The sequence below is a fragment of the Streptomyces sp. genome (assembly GCF_036566765.1).
Lineage (GTDB): Bacteria > Actinomycetota > Actinomycetes > Streptomycetales > Streptomycetaceae > Streptomyces.
The window spans coordinates 32,954-46,873 of record NZ_DATCVQ010000317.1 but is presented as its reverse complement, the minus strand read 5'-3'; the positions used below and the strand labels follow the sequence as shown (position 1 = coordinate 46,873).

Sequence of the window (13,920 nt, the reverse complement as noted above, 5' to 3'; positions counted from 1 at the left end):
ATGCCCGATGCCGTTCCGGTCGCCCGCCGCGTCGACGACTCGTCCGCCGACATGGGCTCGCTCGTGAACCTCGGCCTCGCCGAGCCACAACCGCAGCCCAGCTACGAGGGGCTGTTCCTCGAACCCGACCTACCGCCGCCGGCTGACGGCGACGAACCCGCGTGAACGACGACGCCCCCGTCCCTGCTTCGGCAGGCGGCGGGGGCGTTTCTCTATGCCCGCACACGGGTTGTCCATCAATCGATCGATTGTTGGCTAGTTGGACAGCTGGAGGACGAACCGGGCATTAGTACCCCCGAAGGTGTCCAGAAACCCCGTCCAGAAAGGCTGAATGTCCACTAACTATCCGACCCCCTTTTCTGGACAATAGGCTCATGGAACCCGACTCCCCGGACCTCCTCGCCCCCGTCGGCCGCGGGGGAGCCCTCATCGGCTACGCCCGCGTCAGCACCAAGGGCCAGAAACTCGACCGCCAGATCGCCGCCCTCGAAGCCGCCAGCTGTCAACGGATCTTCAGCGACAAGAAGTCTGGCAAGAACGCCGAGCGCGAAGAACTCTGGAATGCCCTCGACTACATCCGCGAAGGCGACACCCTCGTCGTGCCGTCCCTCGACCGCCTCGGCCGCTCGATCCAAGACCTCATCTCCATCGTCGCCGGACTCCGCAAGCGCGGCATCGGCTTCCGCTCGCTCCACGAGTCCCTCGACACCACGACGCCCGGCGGCCGGCTCGTCTTCCACGTCTTCGCCGCGCTCGCCGAGTTCATCCGCGAACTCATCGTCCAAGGCACCCACGAAGGCCTCGCCGCTGCCCGTGCTCGCGGTGAACGTCTAGGCCGTCCGCCGGCCATGACGGAAGAGCAGATCCGGCACGCGCGTTCGATGCTCGCCGACCCGGATGCATCCGTCACCTCGATCGCCAAGCTCCTCGGCGTCAGCCGGACCACGATCTACAAGTACGTGCCTGAACTCCGCGCCGGGCATCGACCCAGCGTCGGCGGCCAGCACTCAGGGCTGGAGCGTGCATGACCGTCTGGCATCACGAGGCCGCCCTGGATGACGGCACGCCCTACCCCACCAGGAACCCTCTGGGGGACGCTCAGCTGCACGAAGCGGTCAACCCCCAGGCGCTCGGCCTCTCGGAGGCGGACAGCCGAGCCATCGCCGCCGTACACGAACTCGGACACGCCGTGGTGTGGATGGCCGGGGGCTTCCATGTGGTGACCTTGGGCGTTGGAGTCGAATTCAGTGGCCACGCGCAGATCGCGGCAGCTTCCCGCTGGGCGACTACGCCACTCTTCGCCGGTTTGGTTGCCGGTGAGCGAGCCGTAGATCGGTGGCTGCGAGAGACAGGCCTGTGGACGCCGAGTCTGGCCGCCATGGGGGAGTTGACCGCCGCGCATGACCGAGCTGCTGTCTTTGAGATGGAGCCCCACCCTCGACCTAGCTTCGGCGACGGACCAGTCGACTACAGCGTGCTGCACGACCTTGCAGACGAGGCGCTTGACGACGTCTGGGATCAGGTCATGACGGCCCTGCCGACGCTGGTCCATGTGGGGCAGATGACTGGCGACCAGCTCGCATCACGCATCGCCATCCCCAATCCGTGCAAGCCGAACGAGCGTGCGGAGGCTGCCCGATGACAGCCCCGGCGTTGTCAGCGCCTGCTCGTAGCATGGAGTTGCCTCGGAACTGCGCCCGGCGGTGGGGTGCTCGGCTAGGAGGACCCGTGGACGACCTGGATGTCGAGAAGATGCTGACCGATGTCCGCTTCTATGAGCAGGTTCTCGGCGATGCGCGCCGCACGATCCTCTGCCCGCCGGGCCTGGTCGACACGATTAAGGCTGCGGTCGACGTCTACGACGCTGGGGGCCTGTTCCAGGTAGTGGCTTCGCAGTGCTGTCCAGAAGGGCGCCTACTCGTCATCGACGAGCAGGGCATGGAGGCGGCCATGCGAGAGACGGTCCAGGGCTTCGCGCGGGGCATCCGCTTCTGATACCTCAGACCGCTCAAATGGCAGCGCCCGCAAGAAGGAGAACCCGTAAGCGAGCAGCCGCCGCATGCCACACTGCCCGCGTGCCCGTCTCGTTCCCCCGGCGAGGCGGGCCGCTTACGTCTGCAGCGCCGTGTCCGGCCGGCAGACGGGGCAGGGCTTCACGTTGAGTGCGTCGTCGTGGATGGCGAGCAGCACTTCGCTCCGGTCGAGGAAGCTGCCGTTGCCGGCCCACTTCGCGCAGCCGCCACGGTGGATGATCTGCTGATCCAGGCCCGGCTCAATCTTGAACCGTCGCTCTGCCGCCGCACGCTCCCGGCGCTCCTGCTCCTCGGCTTCCCGCTGCCGGGCTACGGCGAGTGCCCGGTCGATGCGTTCGAGGCTCAGTACGTGCCAGGTACGCAGTGTCTCGAGGCGCTCCACATCCGGCGGCAGATCATCGCTCATGCGTTCGATATTACGACGCTGGTCACCGCCCTCCGCGACGCCGGCCGCGGCCGTGACACAGTGCTCGTGTGGACGATCCGGAGCGCTACCGCCTGACCCTCACCTCTGACGGCGCCGTCGTGATGCAGGGCTGGTGGTCCAACCGCGCGACCGGGGAGCGCAAGTTCATCTCCTGGGTCGGCAGCTACAGCGCCATATCGGACGCGCGGATCGTCCTCACTGAGCAGGACGACGACGGGACAGAACGAGTTCTCCAGCAGTGGCCCACAGAGAACGCCTGACTCACCCGGCGTTGTCAGCGCCCGCCTCTAAACTGAGCCCCATCGATATCCGCGTCTGCTGGCTGCAGCGCAACGCCCGCCCCCTTGATGCAGGGGCGGGCGCACTGCTGCCAGGCCGCAGGAAGAACCACGAGGCGGGTCTACTCCGCTGGGTCTTCGTCGCCGTGCCGTACAACCCTCTTCGTTGCCATCTCGACCTCATACCGCGCCTGCCCCGTCGCCTCGGCGTGCGCCGTGACGGCCGCCTGGAAGCGCTCAGCCGCGTCGCGCCACCGGCGCCACTGTGCCGCGTGCTCGTCGCCGTCGAGCCCGGCGAGCTTCGCGCGCTCTTCCTCGGCGGAACGTTCCAGCTTGATCAGGTCATCGGGGATGTCGGCCACGAGTGGATCTTAAGCGGCCTCGACGATGCCGGCGCGCACCGCGGCGGCCCACTCGGCGACGAGCTGCTCGTAGCGGATCCGGGTGTCGCCGTACAGCCAGCCACCACACTCCAGAACGAGCGCGCGGATCTCCTCATTCACCGCGGCGGCAGGCCGCGCTGGACCCGAGGCCGGGGGAGTGGGAGGCATGGATCAAGCTTAGATGCCGGGTCTGACACGGCCCAGCGATCAGCGGAAACGGCATAGTCCGATCAGTCGGCGGGGCGGTCCTCGACGAACGTTCCGAGCCCGACTTCCGCACGCACCCAGCCCTCGCTCTTCAGATACGCGAGCACCTTCTGCGCCGTCGACGCGGCCACCTCGAACTCCGCCGACAGCTCCACCACGGACGGGACCCGCGCACCAGCCGGATAGGTGCCGTCCTCGATCCGCTCCACGACGACCGCCGCGATCTGCCGCCACACCGGCCGCGTCCGGTCAAGATCAATGCTCACGTAGTTGACGCTAGGTAGCTGCGGTCTACCGCGCGACCGCAGTAAAGTGCGGTAGACCGCGGTAGACCAACCGCAGAGAAGACCCCCGCAGCCGCTGTCGACGGCTCGGGGGCGTGGACGACACTGTGTGGAGCGCCGCCATGACACAGCCTACGGATCCGCCCGCCGCCAGCGAAGAGCCTCGAGAACCTCTCGTATGCCCCTGCGGCAGTACGGACCATGCGCCCCTGCGGGTCGGTGTCGCGTTCTCCGCCAGCGATCCCGACGCCGGCTTCTACGACTGCCCGCAGGCACCCACTCACCAGTACGGCCTCGGGCCCGCCTCGTGACCGAGCACACTCCGATCGCCGGGATCCTCGCCTCCATGGCGGCCCGCCAGCAGCGCGCCTATGCCGACCTGATCAAGCACACGGCCGACTGCGCCGCCTGTAACGCGCACCCGCTCTGCGACCAGGGCCGCGCCCTGTGGAACATCTGGAAGGGGCGCGACCAGTGATCTGCGCGAAGTGCGACCAGGCCATCAAGCCGGGCCAGGAGTACACGGCAGTCGAGATGCCGGGCGCCTCGAGGGCGCCGGCCACCGTCCACCTGCACAAGACCTGCCCGCCCAAGCCACGGCGCTGAGACTCCCGCCCGCCGCAGGGGCAAGACGGCAGCGGCGGGCGGGCCTTCACACGGGGTGCGATCAGAGTGCAGGTTTCGCTGCACGCTGCACCGTTCCTGCGGGCGCCTATTAGTGGCAGTGTCAATACCTGCCACCGTGCGCCTAGTTCAGGAGGTCGGTGATGTGCACGCCGAGGACGTGGGCGATGCGCAGCAGTGTCGAGATCCTGGCGTCGCGGGCGCCGGCCTCAACGTCCTGGTAGGTCGCACGGGCGACGTGGGCGGCGAGGAACACCTGCTCCTGGGTGAGGTTGCGGTCCAGGCGGACGGCGCGAATGCGGTCGCCGAGGAGGCGTCGCCGCTCGAGCAGCCAGTCGTCGTCCGCGGGCAGGTGGTGCACTCGACAAACGCTCTGGCCCAGATGATCATAAGTCAGCCTGGTATTCCGGGCATTCTGCGATCTTGAAATCCGGCCGACGGACGACCCGCCCCGGCACGTAGAGCAGATGTAGGGGTCGCTTCACAGGGGTGGCACTGCGACTGCACAACGTGTGAGCCCTGCGGTGCTGGCATATGCCGCAGGGCTACGGGTACTGTCCTAGATTCGAACGCGTGTTCCCCCAAAAGGGTGAACATTCGCTGACCTGTGGTTCTTCGGGGGCAGAAAGGGAATCAGCGCGTCGCCCCCCATTAGTCACACAGTCAACAGGCAGGAGTCCTGACATGAACCGCCAGCAGATCCTCGATCTCTACCAGTGGGGCGACGGCGTCTGCTTCCGGCATCCAGGCACGACGACAGACACGACCGTCATCAGGACCCTCCAACCCCTCTCTGGCCCGGCTGAAGAGATCCGCGCCTGTCACGCCTGCATCCTCGCCATGGAGGCAGCTCGCCGCGCTGCGGCCGAGGGGGCGAGAATCCCCTACGTCCCGGGCCGCGCCGGCGAGATGCTCGGGTAGACGCAACGGGAAATCGCCTGGTGAAGGGTGCGTCTGGTGCTGGAAACCAGGGGGGATTCAGGGGGTGATCTTGGCCCAGGGGTTGTGCAGGGCGCCCCGGAGACCCCACCCCGTCGCCACTCGTCTCAGCGCGTCTCACGTCGTCTTCACTGTTCAGGGGGTTGCTGGGTCCTGTGATTGCTGTTGCTGCTGGTCAGCGAACTCTGGCGTCAAAATGAGCGTCGTCTGGACGCTGCGCCCCAACAGCTGACAGAACCACCTGCGTGAACGCCGCTCCCTGGTGCAAGAATTCTGCCGCCAGGGAGCGGCCAGGGAGATCTTTTAGGAGTCTCCCGCGAACCAGGCATCCATCGCAGCCCTTCCGCGCCCGTCCGCCTCCGGCATCATGTGCGCGTAAATCTTGAGCGTGATCGACGGATCCGAGTGCCCGAGCCACTTCGACACTGCCACGACGGACTCGCGAGCATCCAGCTGCACAGACGCGAAGGTGTGCCGAAGGGCATGGAAGCCGTCATCTGGCGCTGCCGCGTACTTGGTGTTTCCTCGCGCCTTGCGGGCCCGGTCCTCAGCCGTGCGAGCCGGCCTCGGAGGCGGGGGCGGAATGACCCCAGCTGCGACGAGGGCGCGCTTCCACGGCCCCTCGTTGAAGACGCCTCGGCGCATTGCACCCTGCTGACGTTCGCCAGTGATCAGAAGCCGGTGCCTTTGTGGGGCACGCTCGGCTGCCTGCTTGTCGTTCTCCGGCGCGGCCGGATTGGTCCAAGGCAGCTCCACCTCCAGGGGCGGGAACCGCTCAACATGCTCGGCCAACTGCTCCGCCAGGTACTTCGGCAGCGGAACCGTCCGCGTCTTCCCGCCCTTGGGAAGCGAGTAGACCAGCCTGTTGCGCACGACACGGACCTGGCGGCGGACATGGATGAGGTCCCCCTCCACGTCTTCGACCGAGAGCCCTAGCACCTCGCCCTGTCGTAGACCGGCACCGACGCCGAGGTCAACCATCACCCTGAACCGGTCGTCGAGACCCGCGCGCACCGCCATGACCCGCTCGCGGCTCCAGGCGCGGGCCTTGCGTTCCGGCTTCGACGGGGGCCGCACCGTCTTCGCCAGGCAGGGATTCTTGGCGATCTTCTCGTCATCGACGGCTGCTTGGAGGATGGACGACAAGGTCCCCCATGCCTCGATGACGGTTGCTGCCGCGTACCGTTCGTTGATGTCGGCCAGGTATTTACGGAGCTGTGGCACCTTGATCGCGTTGAGGCGCAGCTCCCCGAGATAGGGGATGATCCGGACGTTGATCCGGGTCTCGACAGTATGGAGAGTGGCAGGGTCGCCGGTCTTGGTGGGCCAGTAGTCGGTGGTGATGTACTGGGCCAGGGTGACGTTGCCGTCCCGGTGGTCAACGAACTCGCCCCGGAGGATATCGGCCTGCGCCTTTGCCTTCCAGGCGTCGGCGTCGGCCTTGCGTTCAAACGACCGCTTCCGCACGCCGGGGATTCCGCAGACGCGATACCTCTTGCACTTCTTGTAGAGGTCAGTCTCGACCTGCGGCGCCTTGCCGGTCTCGGGGTCGACTGGCCCCTTCTTGTACCACCGGTCCTCGACGTACCCCGCCATCCCTGCTCCCTGCTCAGACCTGGGCCGCCTGGCCTTCCGGCGAGGTCATGTCGACTATCTCGCCCTGCCAGTGCTGGAACCAGTGTCCGGCATCGAGGAACGTCTTGATGGCGGGATTGAGGGCGGCCACGAAACGGTCCACGTCGGCGTCGGGCCGAACCTTGATCTTGACGAGGCCCAGGTGCTCGCGGATCTCCACGACTTCGCCGGCGCCGAGGTCGTCGTCGAGCACGTACACGACGCGGACGGGGCACTCGGTACTCTGCGGAGAGACGATCTTGTCTTTCCGGAGCTGGAACCACTCAGAGGTCGCGAGGAACTTCTCGAGCTCTCCATTGAGAGCTCGTGTGTAGGTGGGAGTGTCGGCAGTCCGTCTGATGCGGACGGTGATGATCCCGCGGTCCTCGCCGATGGCGACCAACTGGCCGGGCTTCAAATCCTCGGCGGCCTCGTACACGACGCGCAGCATGTGCCCTCCCACAGATCGGTGCACCTGTGACCGGGGGGTCAGAAGTGCACGGTTGTGAAAGAGTACGACTAGTGATTGACCATCACAATCAGTTGCAGGAATGTCTACTTGTGGCCTTTTACGGTCAACCCATTGCAGCGCTGGATGATCTGCGCTACTCGCTCTGCCGCCGGGCGCGCTCGTCCGCCTCGATCATCATCCGCCAACGCAGCAGGTCGCTCTTCGACTTGCCCGCCAGGTGGCCGACGATGATGCGCACCTCCTCGTCGTAGCCCGCGAGTTCCGTGGCCTCGTACTGCAGCCACTGCTCAGCGACGGCCTCCTTGATGCGCCCCAGAGGCTTGCCGAGGGCCGCGGCGATCGCGCCCATCCGCGGCAGAGTCGGCGGGTTGATGGGGGGCGTCTTGACGATCTGCTGCAGGTACGGCTTGGAGACGGTCTCGCCCGTCTCGGGGTCGATGGCTCGGGAGGCGAGGCGCTGGTAGGAGTCGCCCTTGTCGAGCGCCTCCTGGATGAGCTGGGAGAGCGCGCCGATGGCGGGGGCCTCCGGCGCACCGGGATCCGGGCTGGTGGCCGGCGCCTTCATATCCTCATCCTCTCGTGGCACTTCAGCACCCACTGTCTCTATGTGTGCGGGCGGGCGTCGGAAAAATAGCAGCTCAGCCCGTACAACCATCGCCTGACAGAGACGAATCGTCTACAGATCAATGCTATCTAGCCAAGAATTTTGCCGGTACCCACCGGCCCATCGTCCAGATTGGTAGACGATTCGTCTCTGCTGTGCTTAACTCGTCTCATCAAGGCCACCCCGCACCACGGAGAATCCGTTGAGTCGTAGGTACACGCTTAAGAGCGCCCGAATATTTCAGTGGGTCATGAAAAACCCTGGTCGGGGCGCCCCCTATGGGTACGACAGCCTGGCGGAAGCCAGTGGCTGCGGATCCGGCCTGATCGAAAAACTCGCCACCGGCAGACAGAAGACGGCCGACGTCACAGACGCCCACGCCCTCGTGGAGTCCCTCGGCGTAGCCCTCCTGGTTCTCTTCATGCCCAAGGCGTCTCCAGAACTGGACGATCCGTCTCCAGAGAATCCCCCCACCGACAAGGAGTAACCAGTGCACAACCGAAAGGGACCCAAGCAGAAGGCGCCCGAAGGCAGCCTCTGGATCGAAGACGCCGCCCCTTACATCGGCGTCACGCTCAGCACACTCCGCAAGTGGCGGCTCCTCGGAAAGCAGCCGGGCCCGCAGGGCTACCCCATCGGGCGCTTCATTGCTTTCCGCATCGCCGACCTCGACGCCTACCTCGAAGCCCAGTACCGCGGCGCCCAGGCGCCCGACCCGGGCCGCGAGCGAGAGAGCCGGCCCGCAGAGCCCCGCCTCGCCAGCCGCACCACCCGCGCCGCCGCTTAGACGGCAAACGGCCCCGTCCACCGGGCGCAACCGGCAGCCGAGGCCTCGATCCACCCCCAGAACCCTGAAGAAGAATCAGGAGTGAACCGTGAGTTCATCTTCCCAGATCCCTGAACCCCTCGACGAGTTCGACCGCATCACCTCCGGTGTCCCGGTGCTGTCCCCGTGGCAGGCCGTGTGGAACCAGGCCGAGGAGATGCTGAGCCAGGTCTGCCCGGAGGGCTTCACGCCCGAGGACATCGGCCGCGCCGCCCTCGACATGCTGCCGGCCTCCGAGAAGCACGCGGCGCTGGACGCCCTCTTCTACACGTACTGGGCGGCGACGCTGGCCGACCGCGAGACCCGTGCCGCCCGAGAGCAGCAGGACGCCGCCGACATCCGCGCCATCGTCGAAGGCGGTGCCTCATGACCGCCCCGCTGGCGCCCCGCGACATCGCCGTTCTGACGCTGCGCCAGGCCGCGGCCGACAGCCACTCCCCGTCGGACCGGATCGCCTACGCCCTCGACGCGGAGCTTCTGCTCCACCCCGAGGCGCTGACCGTCGAGACTCCGGCCGGCTGGGACGAGCACATCGCCGCCATCCAGAAGCTCAACGACGCCGCTCGCGTGAAGGCGGTGGCCTCGTGACCGCGATAGCCACCGAGCCAGCCGTCGACCTCGCCGACCTTCCGTCCGCTCCGGTCACCGCCGAGCCGGTGATCTTGCCCGGACTCCTGAGCGGCCTCGGCGTCACCCAGCGGCCCACGATCCCGGCGTGGATCACGGACCCGGACGTCATCCAGTCGATCCTCGACGGCGTGTACGAGCTGCCCGACTTCCTCACCGAGGGCGGCGCGTGATGGCCGCCCTCGACCAGACCACCGCGGAGAACGAGCTCGTCGACCTGCGGGCGAAGTACGTCCTCTTGGCGGCCGAGCGGGACGGGCTCAGGCGCCGCGTCCACCAGCTCCTCGCCCAGCGCGGTCCCGTCACCGGCTGCGACGACTGCCCCGGCCGGCCCGACTGCCGCTGCGCCGACGGCCACACCGACACCACCGACTGCACCTGCGGCCAGCCCCGCAACCACAACGAGGGGGACCAGTGACCATCCACGAACCCACCTTCCAGGACGCCCTCAACAGCGTCATCGCCGAACTCACCCCCCAGCCCTGGGACTACACGGACAGCGTCGGCACGACGCTCACCGTCATCCCCGCCGGCCTCCGTGAAGAGCCCGGCTGCTCCGAGGTGATGGTCCGCGTCACCCGCCCCGACGCGTCGGGACTGTACGACTTCGGACTCACAGGGCCCGCCACCAAGGGCGCCGCCGAGACCGGCATCACCACGACAAATCTGCCGTCGCTGATCGCCGCCCTGGAAGGGCATGCCGGATGGGAGCAGGCGGCCGGCTGGGGCGACCCGACTCGGATCGTCGCGACCCCGACCCTCCACGTCACGGTCACCGAAGGGCACCACGACGCCGGCCGATGGATCGACGTGACGGAGTCGGTACAGCTCCCGGAGGCGCAGCGCCTGCCGCTCGCGTCGGCGCTGCGCCGGGCCCTCGACGTCGCCCGCGGCTGGGAGAACCAGTGACCACCACCACCTGCCCGCCCCAAGGAGGGGACTCGTGACCGCCACGCTTCCGCACGACCCGTACATCACCGCCGTCATCGAGGCGCTCACCGTGGCCGGGCTGGAACCCGACAGCTACTGGACCTCCGACGCCGAGACCGACCCCTACGCCACTGGCGACGATGCGGGCTGCACCACGATGCTCAGCGCCGTCATCACCTGGCTCGGCGACGACGAGACCGACACATCCGGCCTGGCCCTGCTGTGGGACCACCCCGCCGGAGCGTGGCAGGCCATGCCCGTCGACGGCCACGGGGTCGGCGAGCGCGAGGCGTACTACGTCCCGACGTTGCCGCAGTGTGCCGACCCGCTCGCCGTCGCCAACGCCGCCCGCCAGATCCGCACTTCGAACCCCTGGAAGCCGACCGGCCTCCCCGCCGAGCCCTGCGGCGACTGGGACCAGGCCGACAGCCTTCGTGCCGCCATCGCCACGTGGGAGGCGTCGTGAGCATCACCGACCGCATACCGGCCCTCCGCGGCAGCGGCTCCCGCCGTGCCGTCGACAAGGTCGAGCAACTCCGCGACGAGAACCGCCGGTTGCTGACCATCACGCACCGGGCCGGGGACCACGTCGCACTGCTGGAACGGGACCTCACCGAAGCCCGCGCCCACCAGGCCGCCGCCGAGGAGTTGGTCGTGCAGTTGCAGGCCGACGTCGACGATCGCACCAAAGAGCGCGACCAACTCGCCGCCGAGAACACCCGCCTGCGCGCTGAGCTCGCGAACCGGGACGCGGTCACCGTGCCGCCCATGGAACGCGACACCAGCAACGGCGCCGACCAGGCCACCGCGCCGATCGACGTCCGGTCCCTGCGCGAGGCCGCCGCAGCCGGACTCCTCAGCCCCGTCATCCGTATCTCCGCCAAGGGCGCATCCGCCGACCCCGGTCTCCCGCCCGCCGCCTGACTCGCCGCCGCGCCGGATGCCACCGGCCGGCGAGGCGGCGCCCAAACGAAAACCCCCGGACGCCAGTAACGCCCGGGGATCGATTGCCAGCATCCCACGGAGGACGTCATGCCGAGCAAGCCGCGACAGGGGACATGCGGAGAGTGCCGCCAGGAGAAGACCACCCGTTGGAAGCGAGGGCTCTGCGAAACCTGCTATCGGCGCTCCCTCGCCCGAGAGCGGGGCGTCCAGCCGCGAGTTGTCGTCGTTGACCCACTGCTCAAGGTGTTCGGGAGGACTACACCGGGTCCCGACGGATGCGTGTTCTTTACCGGCCGCGTGCGAGGTGACGGGTACGGAGGTGTATCCCTCGGCAACCGCCGCGAGGCCAGCGCCCACCGCGTCGCCTACGAGTTGATGGTCGGGCCCATACCTCCAGGCTTGACCATCGATCACCTCTGTCACAACCGGTCGGCCACTTGCTCCGGAGGCCGAGCCTGCCTGCATCGCCGCTGCGTGAACCCCTTCCATCTGGAGCCTGTGTCGAGCGGCGAGAACACGAAGCGTGCAGTTCAGCGCCCGAACGCGAACTGGGGCGAGAAGCGTTCCGGACGCCGGCAGGCAGGTGATCCGCGGGGTGAATGCGGCAAGGGCCACGAGGTGACGCAAGAGAACACCGTGTGGGAGAAGCGCTCCGCCACTTCGGATATGCGCCGCCCCCGCTGCCGGGCCTGCATCCGTGAGTACCACGCAGCTCGCCGTGCCCGCGAGCGCATGGCCGCCTGACCAATCCCGTAACAGCCGCGAGCGCTCCCCCCTGTGCTCCGCGGCACCAGGGCCGCCGCCCCGACCACCCCCCCTGACGGGGCGGCGGCTCTCCCTCAGCACACCCAGAAACGAGGACTCATGAGCATCAACAGCACCGCCACAGACTCGCCGCCACTGGTCTTCCCGTCAGGTGCAGTCGTCGTCCTCGCACCCGACGCCGACCAAGACGACTGGCACGCCATCCGGAAGACAGGCCTCGGCGGCTCCGACCTTCCCGCGATCTGCGGCCTCAACCGGTGGACCAGCCCTCTCGAGATCTGGTTCCGCAAGACCGGCAAGGACATCCCGCGCCGCGACGACGCCGTCCTGTCGGAGGCCGCCGAGAACGGCCACGACCTCGAGCCGTTCGTCGCCAGCCGATTCACGAAGAAGACCGGACTCCCCGCCCTCGACCACCCGGGAACCCTGCGCCGCACCGACCTGCCGTGGGCGCTCGTCAACCTCGACCGCGTCACCTTCGAGAACGGCGAGCCCGGCGTCGTCGAGCTGAAGACCCGCTCCAGCTACGCCCTGGCCGACTGGCTCGATGAGATCCCCGTCGACGTCCAGGTGCAGATGCAGTGGCAGATGGCCGTCACCGGCTGGTCCTTCGGCTACTCCGCGGCCCTGATCGGCGGACAGCGCACCATCGTCCACCGCCTCGACCGCGACGAGCAGATGATCGAGCACCTCCTGGCCATCGCCGGCGAGTTCTGGGGCTGGGTCCAGGACGGAACGCAGCCGCCCGTCGACGGCAGCCACGCCACCGGCCAGCTCCTCGACCGGCTCCACGCCAACCCCGACACCGTCTCGGTCATCGCGGACGCCGACACCGTCGAGCCGCTCCTGCGCCAGCGGGCCACCGCCAAGGAGCAGATCGCCGCCGGGGAGATCGCACTCCTCGACGCCGAGAACCAGCTCAAGGCCATCGCCGGCGACGCCGTCGAGGTCCACATCCGCGGCGAGAAGGCCTACTCGTGGCCCCGCTACAGCCGCCAGGGCCACATCGACTTCGCCGAGCTCGCCGAGGACTGGCCGGACATCGACCTCGAGTCGTACCGCGGCGAGCCCACCACCTACCGCACCCTGCGCATCCACCTGGAGAACCTGTGACCAGCAACGCCAGCAACGCCGTCGCCCGCCGCGCCCAGAACGTCGGGCAGGTCGAGCAGAACGGCGATCAGCAGCAGCCGACCATGGCGCAGCAGATCGAGCGCATGAAGCCTGAGCTGAAGCGCGCCCTGCCCAAGCACATGGACGCGGACCGCATGGCCCGCCTCGCACTCACGCTGATCCGCAAGAACCCGGACCTCGCGGAGTGCACCACCGAGTCCTTCCTCGGCGCGCTCATGACCTGCTCGCAGCTGGGCTTCGAACCGGGCTCCCCGACGCAGGAGGCGTACATCATCCCGCGCAAGGGCCTGGCCGAGTTCCAGCTCGGCTACCAGGGCATGGTGACGCTCTTCTACCAGCACCCGATGGCGTCGTCGATCAAGGTCGAGACCGTCCGCGAGAACGACTACTTCGAGCACGAGGAAGGCCTCGAGGAGAGGCTCGTCCACCGGCCTTGCGCCAGCGGACCGCGCGGCAAGGCGGTCGCCTACTACTCCGTCGCCCGCCTGATCAACGGCGGACGGACCTTCAAGGTCATGTACCCGGCGGAGATCGAGGAGCGGCGCCTGAAGATGCCCTCCAAGAACAGCCCGGCCTGGCGTGACCACTACGACGAGCAGGCCAAGAAGACCGTCCTGCGCAACCACTTCAAGGCCCTGCCGAAGAGCGCCCAGTTGGCCCGTGCCATGGCCCACGACGGCACCGTCCGCACCGACTTCACGGCCGATGCAATCGACGTGACGCCCGAGTTCCCCGGCGCCCCGCAGCATCCCGAGCTCGAAGCCGGCACCACCGACTAGCCCGCACACGCCACGGGCCGCCCCGCGGGAATCGGGGCGGCCCACCCCA

26 protein-coding genes are annotated in these 13,920 nt (G+C 68.0%); 18 read left to right on the top strand and 8 right to left on the bottom strand.

The features are described from left to right. From VIU94_RS18735 to VIU94_RS18720, 4 genes are all read left to right on the top strand, one after another. Complete coding sequence (locus VIU94_RS18735) at positions 1 to 165, top strand: hypothetical protein (RefSeq protein ID WP_331912970.1); 165 nt, start codon at positions 1 to 3, stop codon at positions 163 to 165. A 209-nt stretch (positions 166 to 374) separates the two neighbouring features. After that, on the top strand, positions 375 to 1,028 hold the full coding sequence (locus tag VIU94_RS18730; protein ID WP_331912969.1) for a recombinase family protein: 654 nt from the start codon (positions 375 to 377) through the stop codon (positions 1,026 to 1,028). Then, complete coding sequence (locus VIU94_RS18725) at positions 1,025 to 1,642, top strand: hypothetical protein (RefSeq protein WP_331912968.1); 618 nt, start codon at positions 1,025 to 1,027, stop codon at positions 1,640 to 1,642. Before VIU94_RS18730 ends, VIU94_RS18725 begins: the two co-directional genes overlap by 4 nt. An 86-nt stretch (positions 1,643 to 1,728) precedes the next feature. After that, positions 1,729 to 1,995 carry a hypothetical protein gene (locus tag VIU94_RS18720; RefSeq protein ID WP_331912967.1) on the top strand — a complete coding sequence of 89 codons (267 nt, stop codon included), beginning with the start codon at positions 1,729 to 1,731 and terminating at the stop codon, positions 1,993 to 1,995. Between the two features lie 114 nt (positions 1,996 to 2,109). On the opposite strand, the gene VIU94_RS18715 is transcribed toward VIU94_RS18720, so the two are convergent. Beyond that, positions 2,110 to 2,439 carry a DUF6233 domain-containing protein gene (locus VIU94_RS18715; protein ID WP_331912966.1) on the bottom strand — a complete coding sequence of 110 codons (330 nt, stop codon included), beginning with the start codon at positions 2,437 to 2,439 and terminating at the stop codon, positions 2,110 to 2,112. A 68-nt stretch (positions 2,440 to 2,507) separates the two neighbouring features. Here VIU94_RS18715 and VIU94_RS18710 point away from each other — a divergent pair, with 68 nt between their 5' ends. Next, a complete protein-coding gene (locus VIU94_RS18710; protein WP_331912965.1) occupies positions 2,508 to 2,720 on the top strand; it encodes a hypothetical protein in 213 nt (70 codons plus the stop codon). A 140-nt stretch (positions 2,721 to 2,860) separates the two neighbouring features. Here the strand turns inward: VIU94_RS18710 and VIU94_RS18705 are convergent, their stop codons facing one another. The 3 genes from VIU94_RS18705 to VIU94_RS18695 all read right to left on the bottom strand — a co-directional run bounded on the left by VIU94_RS18705 (position 2,861) and on the right by VIU94_RS18695 (position 3,594). After that, positions 2,861 to 3,100 (bottom strand): hypothetical protein, encoded by a 240-nt coding sequence (locus VIU94_RS18705; RefSeq protein ID WP_331912964.1) that lies wholly within the window; start codon positions 3,098 to 3,100, stop codon positions 2,861 to 2,863. Between the two features lie 9 nt (positions 3,101 to 3,109). Beyond that, positions 3,110 to 3,289: a hypothetical protein gene (locus tag VIU94_RS18700; RefSeq protein WP_331912962.1), complete on the bottom strand. Its 180-nt coding sequence runs from the start codon at positions 3,287 to 3,289 to the stop codon at positions 3,110 to 3,112. Between the two features lie 62 nt (positions 3,290 to 3,351). Continuing rightward, positions 3,352 to 3,594 carry a GntR family transcriptional regulator gene (locus tag VIU94_RS18695; protein ID WP_331912960.1) on the bottom strand — a complete coding sequence of 81 codons (243 nt, stop codon included), beginning with the start codon at positions 3,592 to 3,594 and terminating at the stop codon, positions 3,352 to 3,354. Positions 3,595 to 3,919: 325 nt separating this feature from the next. Between VIU94_RS18695 and VIU94_RS18690 the strand changes: the two genes are divergently transcribed. Next, positions 3,920 to 4,090 (top strand): hypothetical protein, encoded by a 171-nt coding sequence (locus tag VIU94_RS18690; protein WP_331912957.1) that lies wholly within the window; start codon positions 3,920 to 3,922, stop codon positions 4,088 to 4,090. Between the two features lie 270 nt (positions 4,091 to 4,360). Here VIU94_RS18690 and VIU94_RS18685 read toward each other — a convergent pair whose 3' ends face one another. Continuing rightward, entirely contained in the window at positions 4,361 to 4,597 is a 237-nt protein-coding gene (locus VIU94_RS18685; protein ID WP_331912955.1) for a helix-turn-helix domain-containing protein, read from the bottom strand. Between the two features lie 323 nt (positions 4,598 to 4,920). Between VIU94_RS18685 and VIU94_RS18680 the strand changes: the two genes are divergently transcribed. Continuing rightward, entirely contained in the window at positions 4,921 to 5,157 is a 237-nt protein-coding gene (locus VIU94_RS18680) for a hypothetical protein (RefSeq protein ID WP_331912953.1), read from the top strand. A 321-nt stretch (positions 5,158 to 5,478) separates the two neighbouring features. Here VIU94_RS18680 and VIU94_RS18675 read toward each other — a convergent pair whose 3' ends face one another. The 3 genes from VIU94_RS18675 to VIU94_RS18665 all read right to left on the bottom strand — a co-directional run bounded on the left by VIU94_RS18675 (position 5,479) and on the right by VIU94_RS18665 (position 7,826). Continuing rightward, positions 5,479 to 6,771: a tyrosine-type recombinase/integrase gene (locus VIU94_RS18675; protein WP_331912951.1), complete on the bottom strand. Its 1,293-nt coding sequence runs from the start codon at positions 6,769 to 6,771 to the stop codon at positions 5,479 to 5,481. Between the two features lie 13 nt (positions 6,772 to 6,784). Further along, positions 6,785 to 7,240, bottom strand: a complete 456-nt coding sequence (locus VIU94_RS18670) for a hypothetical protein (RefSeq protein WP_331912949.1) — start codon at positions 7,238 to 7,240, stop codon at positions 6,785 to 6,787. Positions 7,241 to 7,394: 154 nt separating this feature from the next. Next, positions 7,395 to 7,826, bottom strand: coding sequence for a hypothetical protein (locus VIU94_RS18665; RefSeq protein WP_331912947.1), 432 nt, complete (start codon positions 7,824 to 7,826; stop codon positions 7,395 to 7,397). Between the two features lie 529 nt (positions 7,827 to 8,355). Here VIU94_RS18665 and VIU94_RS18660 point away from each other — a divergent pair. The 11 genes from VIU94_RS18660 to recT all read left to right on the top strand — a co-directional run bounded on the left by VIU94_RS18660 (position 8,356) and on the right by recT (position 13,871). After that, a complete protein-coding gene (locus VIU94_RS18660; RefSeq protein WP_331912945.1) occupies positions 8,356 to 8,652 on the top strand; it encodes a helix-turn-helix transcriptional regulator in 297 nt (98 codons plus the stop codon). A gap of 88 nt (positions 8,653 to 8,740) precedes the next feature. After that, positions 8,741 to 9,061, top strand: a complete 321-nt coding sequence (locus VIU94_RS18655) for a hypothetical protein (protein WP_331912943.1) — start codon at positions 8,741 to 8,743, stop codon at positions 9,059 to 9,061. Further along, the gene (locus VIU94_RS18650) at positions 9,058 to 9,279 is read left to right on the top strand and encodes a hypothetical protein (RefSeq protein WP_331912941.1); all 222 of its coding nucleotides are present in this window, start codon (positions 9,058 to 9,060) and stop codon (positions 9,277 to 9,279) included. The genes VIU94_RS18655 and VIU94_RS18650 overlap by 4 nt, the downstream gene beginning before the upstream one ends. Then, complete coding sequence (locus tag VIU94_RS18645; RefSeq protein ID WP_331912939.1) at positions 9,276 to 9,491, top strand: hypothetical protein; 216 nt, start codon at positions 9,276 to 9,278, stop codon at positions 9,489 to 9,491. Before VIU94_RS18650 ends, VIU94_RS18645 begins: the two co-directional genes overlap by 4 nt. Further along, positions 9,491 to 9,736, top strand: a complete 246-nt coding sequence (locus VIU94_RS18640) for a hypothetical protein (protein ID WP_331912937.1) — start codon at positions 9,491 to 9,493, stop codon at positions 9,734 to 9,736. The genes VIU94_RS18645 and VIU94_RS18640 overlap by 1 nt, the downstream gene beginning before the upstream one ends. Further along, positions 9,733 to 10,227, top strand: a complete 495-nt coding sequence (locus VIU94_RS18635; protein ID WP_331912935.1) for a hypothetical protein — start codon at positions 9,733 to 9,735, stop codon at positions 10,225 to 10,227. The genes VIU94_RS18640 and VIU94_RS18635 overlap by 4 nt, the downstream gene beginning before the upstream one ends. Positions 10,228 to 10,261: 34 nt before the next feature. Then, on the top strand, positions 10,262 to 10,714 hold the full coding sequence (locus tag VIU94_RS18630) for a hypothetical protein (protein ID WP_331912933.1): 453 nt from the start codon (positions 10,262 to 10,264) through the stop codon (positions 10,712 to 10,714). After that, entirely contained in the window at positions 10,711 to 11,172 is a 462-nt protein-coding gene (locus VIU94_RS18625) for a hypothetical protein (protein ID WP_331912931.1), read from the top strand. Before VIU94_RS18630 ends, VIU94_RS18625 begins: the two co-directional genes overlap by 4 nt. 108 nt (positions 11,173 to 11,280) lie before the next feature. Beyond that, entirely contained in the window at positions 11,281 to 11,937 is a 657-nt protein-coding gene (locus VIU94_RS44740) for an HNH endonuclease signature motif containing protein (protein WP_414720971.1), read from the top strand. A gap of 120 nt (positions 11,938 to 12,057) precedes the next feature. Next, complete coding sequence (locus VIU94_RS18620; protein WP_331912929.1) at positions 12,058 to 13,071, top strand: YqaJ viral recombinase family nuclease; 1,014 nt, start codon at positions 12,058 to 12,060, stop codon at positions 13,069 to 13,071. Then, positions 13,068 to 13,871 (top strand): phage-derived integrase/recombinase RecT, encoded by an 804-nt coding sequence (gene recT, locus VIU94_RS18615; RefSeq protein WP_331912927.1) that lies wholly within the window; start codon positions 13,068 to 13,070, stop codon positions 13,869 to 13,871. The genes VIU94_RS18620 and recT overlap by 4 nt, the downstream gene beginning before the upstream one ends. The last annotated feature ends 49 nt before the right edge of the window (positions 13,872 to 13,920 follow it).

Coding starts and splice junctions, on each gene's coding strand:
- VIU94_RS18670 (WP_331912949.1), bottom strand. CDS start 7,240: ATGCTGCGCGTCGTGTACGAGGCCGCCGAGGATTTGAAGCCCGGCCAG.
- VIU94_RS18730 (WP_331912969.1), top strand. CDS start 375: ATGGAACCCGACTCCCCGGACCTCCTCGCCCCCGTCGGCCGCGGGGGA.
- VIU94_RS18700 (WP_331912962.1), bottom strand. CDS start 3,289: ATGCCTCCCACTCCCCCGGCCTCGGGTCCAGCGCGGCCTGCCGCCGCG.
- VIU94_RS44740 (WP_414720971.1), top strand. CDS start 11,281: ATGCCGAGCAAGCCGCGACAGGGGACATGCGGAGAGTGCCGCCAGGAG.
- VIU94_RS18725 (WP_331912968.1), top strand. CDS start 1,025: ATGACCGTCTGGCATCACGAGGCCGCCCTGGATGACGGCACGCCCTAC.
- VIU94_RS18715 (WP_331912966.1), bottom strand. CDS start 2,439: ATGAGCGATGATCTGCCGCCGGATGTGGAGCGCCTCGAGACACTGCGT.
- VIU94_RS18620 (WP_331912929.1), top strand. CDS start 12,058: ATGAGCATCAACAGCACCGCCACAGACTCGCCGCCACTGGTCTTCCCG.
- VIU94_RS18640 (WP_331912937.1), top strand. CDS start 9,491: ATGGCCGCCCTCGACCAGACCACCGCGGAGAACGAGCTCGTCGACCTG.
- VIU94_RS18680 (WP_331912953.1), top strand. CDS start 4,921: ATGAACCGCCAGCAGATCCTCGATCTCTACCAGTGGGGCGACGGCGTC.
- VIU94_RS18675 (WP_331912951.1), bottom strand. CDS start 6,771: ATGGCGGGGTACGTCGAGGACCGGTGGTACAAGAAGGGGCCAGTCGAC.
- VIU94_RS18665 (WP_331912947.1), bottom strand. CDS start 7,826: ATGAAGGCGCCGGCCACCAGCCCGGATCCCGGTGCGCCGGAGGCCCCC.
- VIU94_RS18735 (WP_331912970.1), top strand. CDS start 1: ATGCCCGATGCCGTTCCGGTCGCCCGCCGCGTCGACGACTCGTCCGCC.
- VIU94_RS18650 (WP_331912941.1), top strand. CDS start 9,058: ATGACCGCCCCGCTGGCGCCCCGCGACATCGCCGTTCTGACGCTGCGC.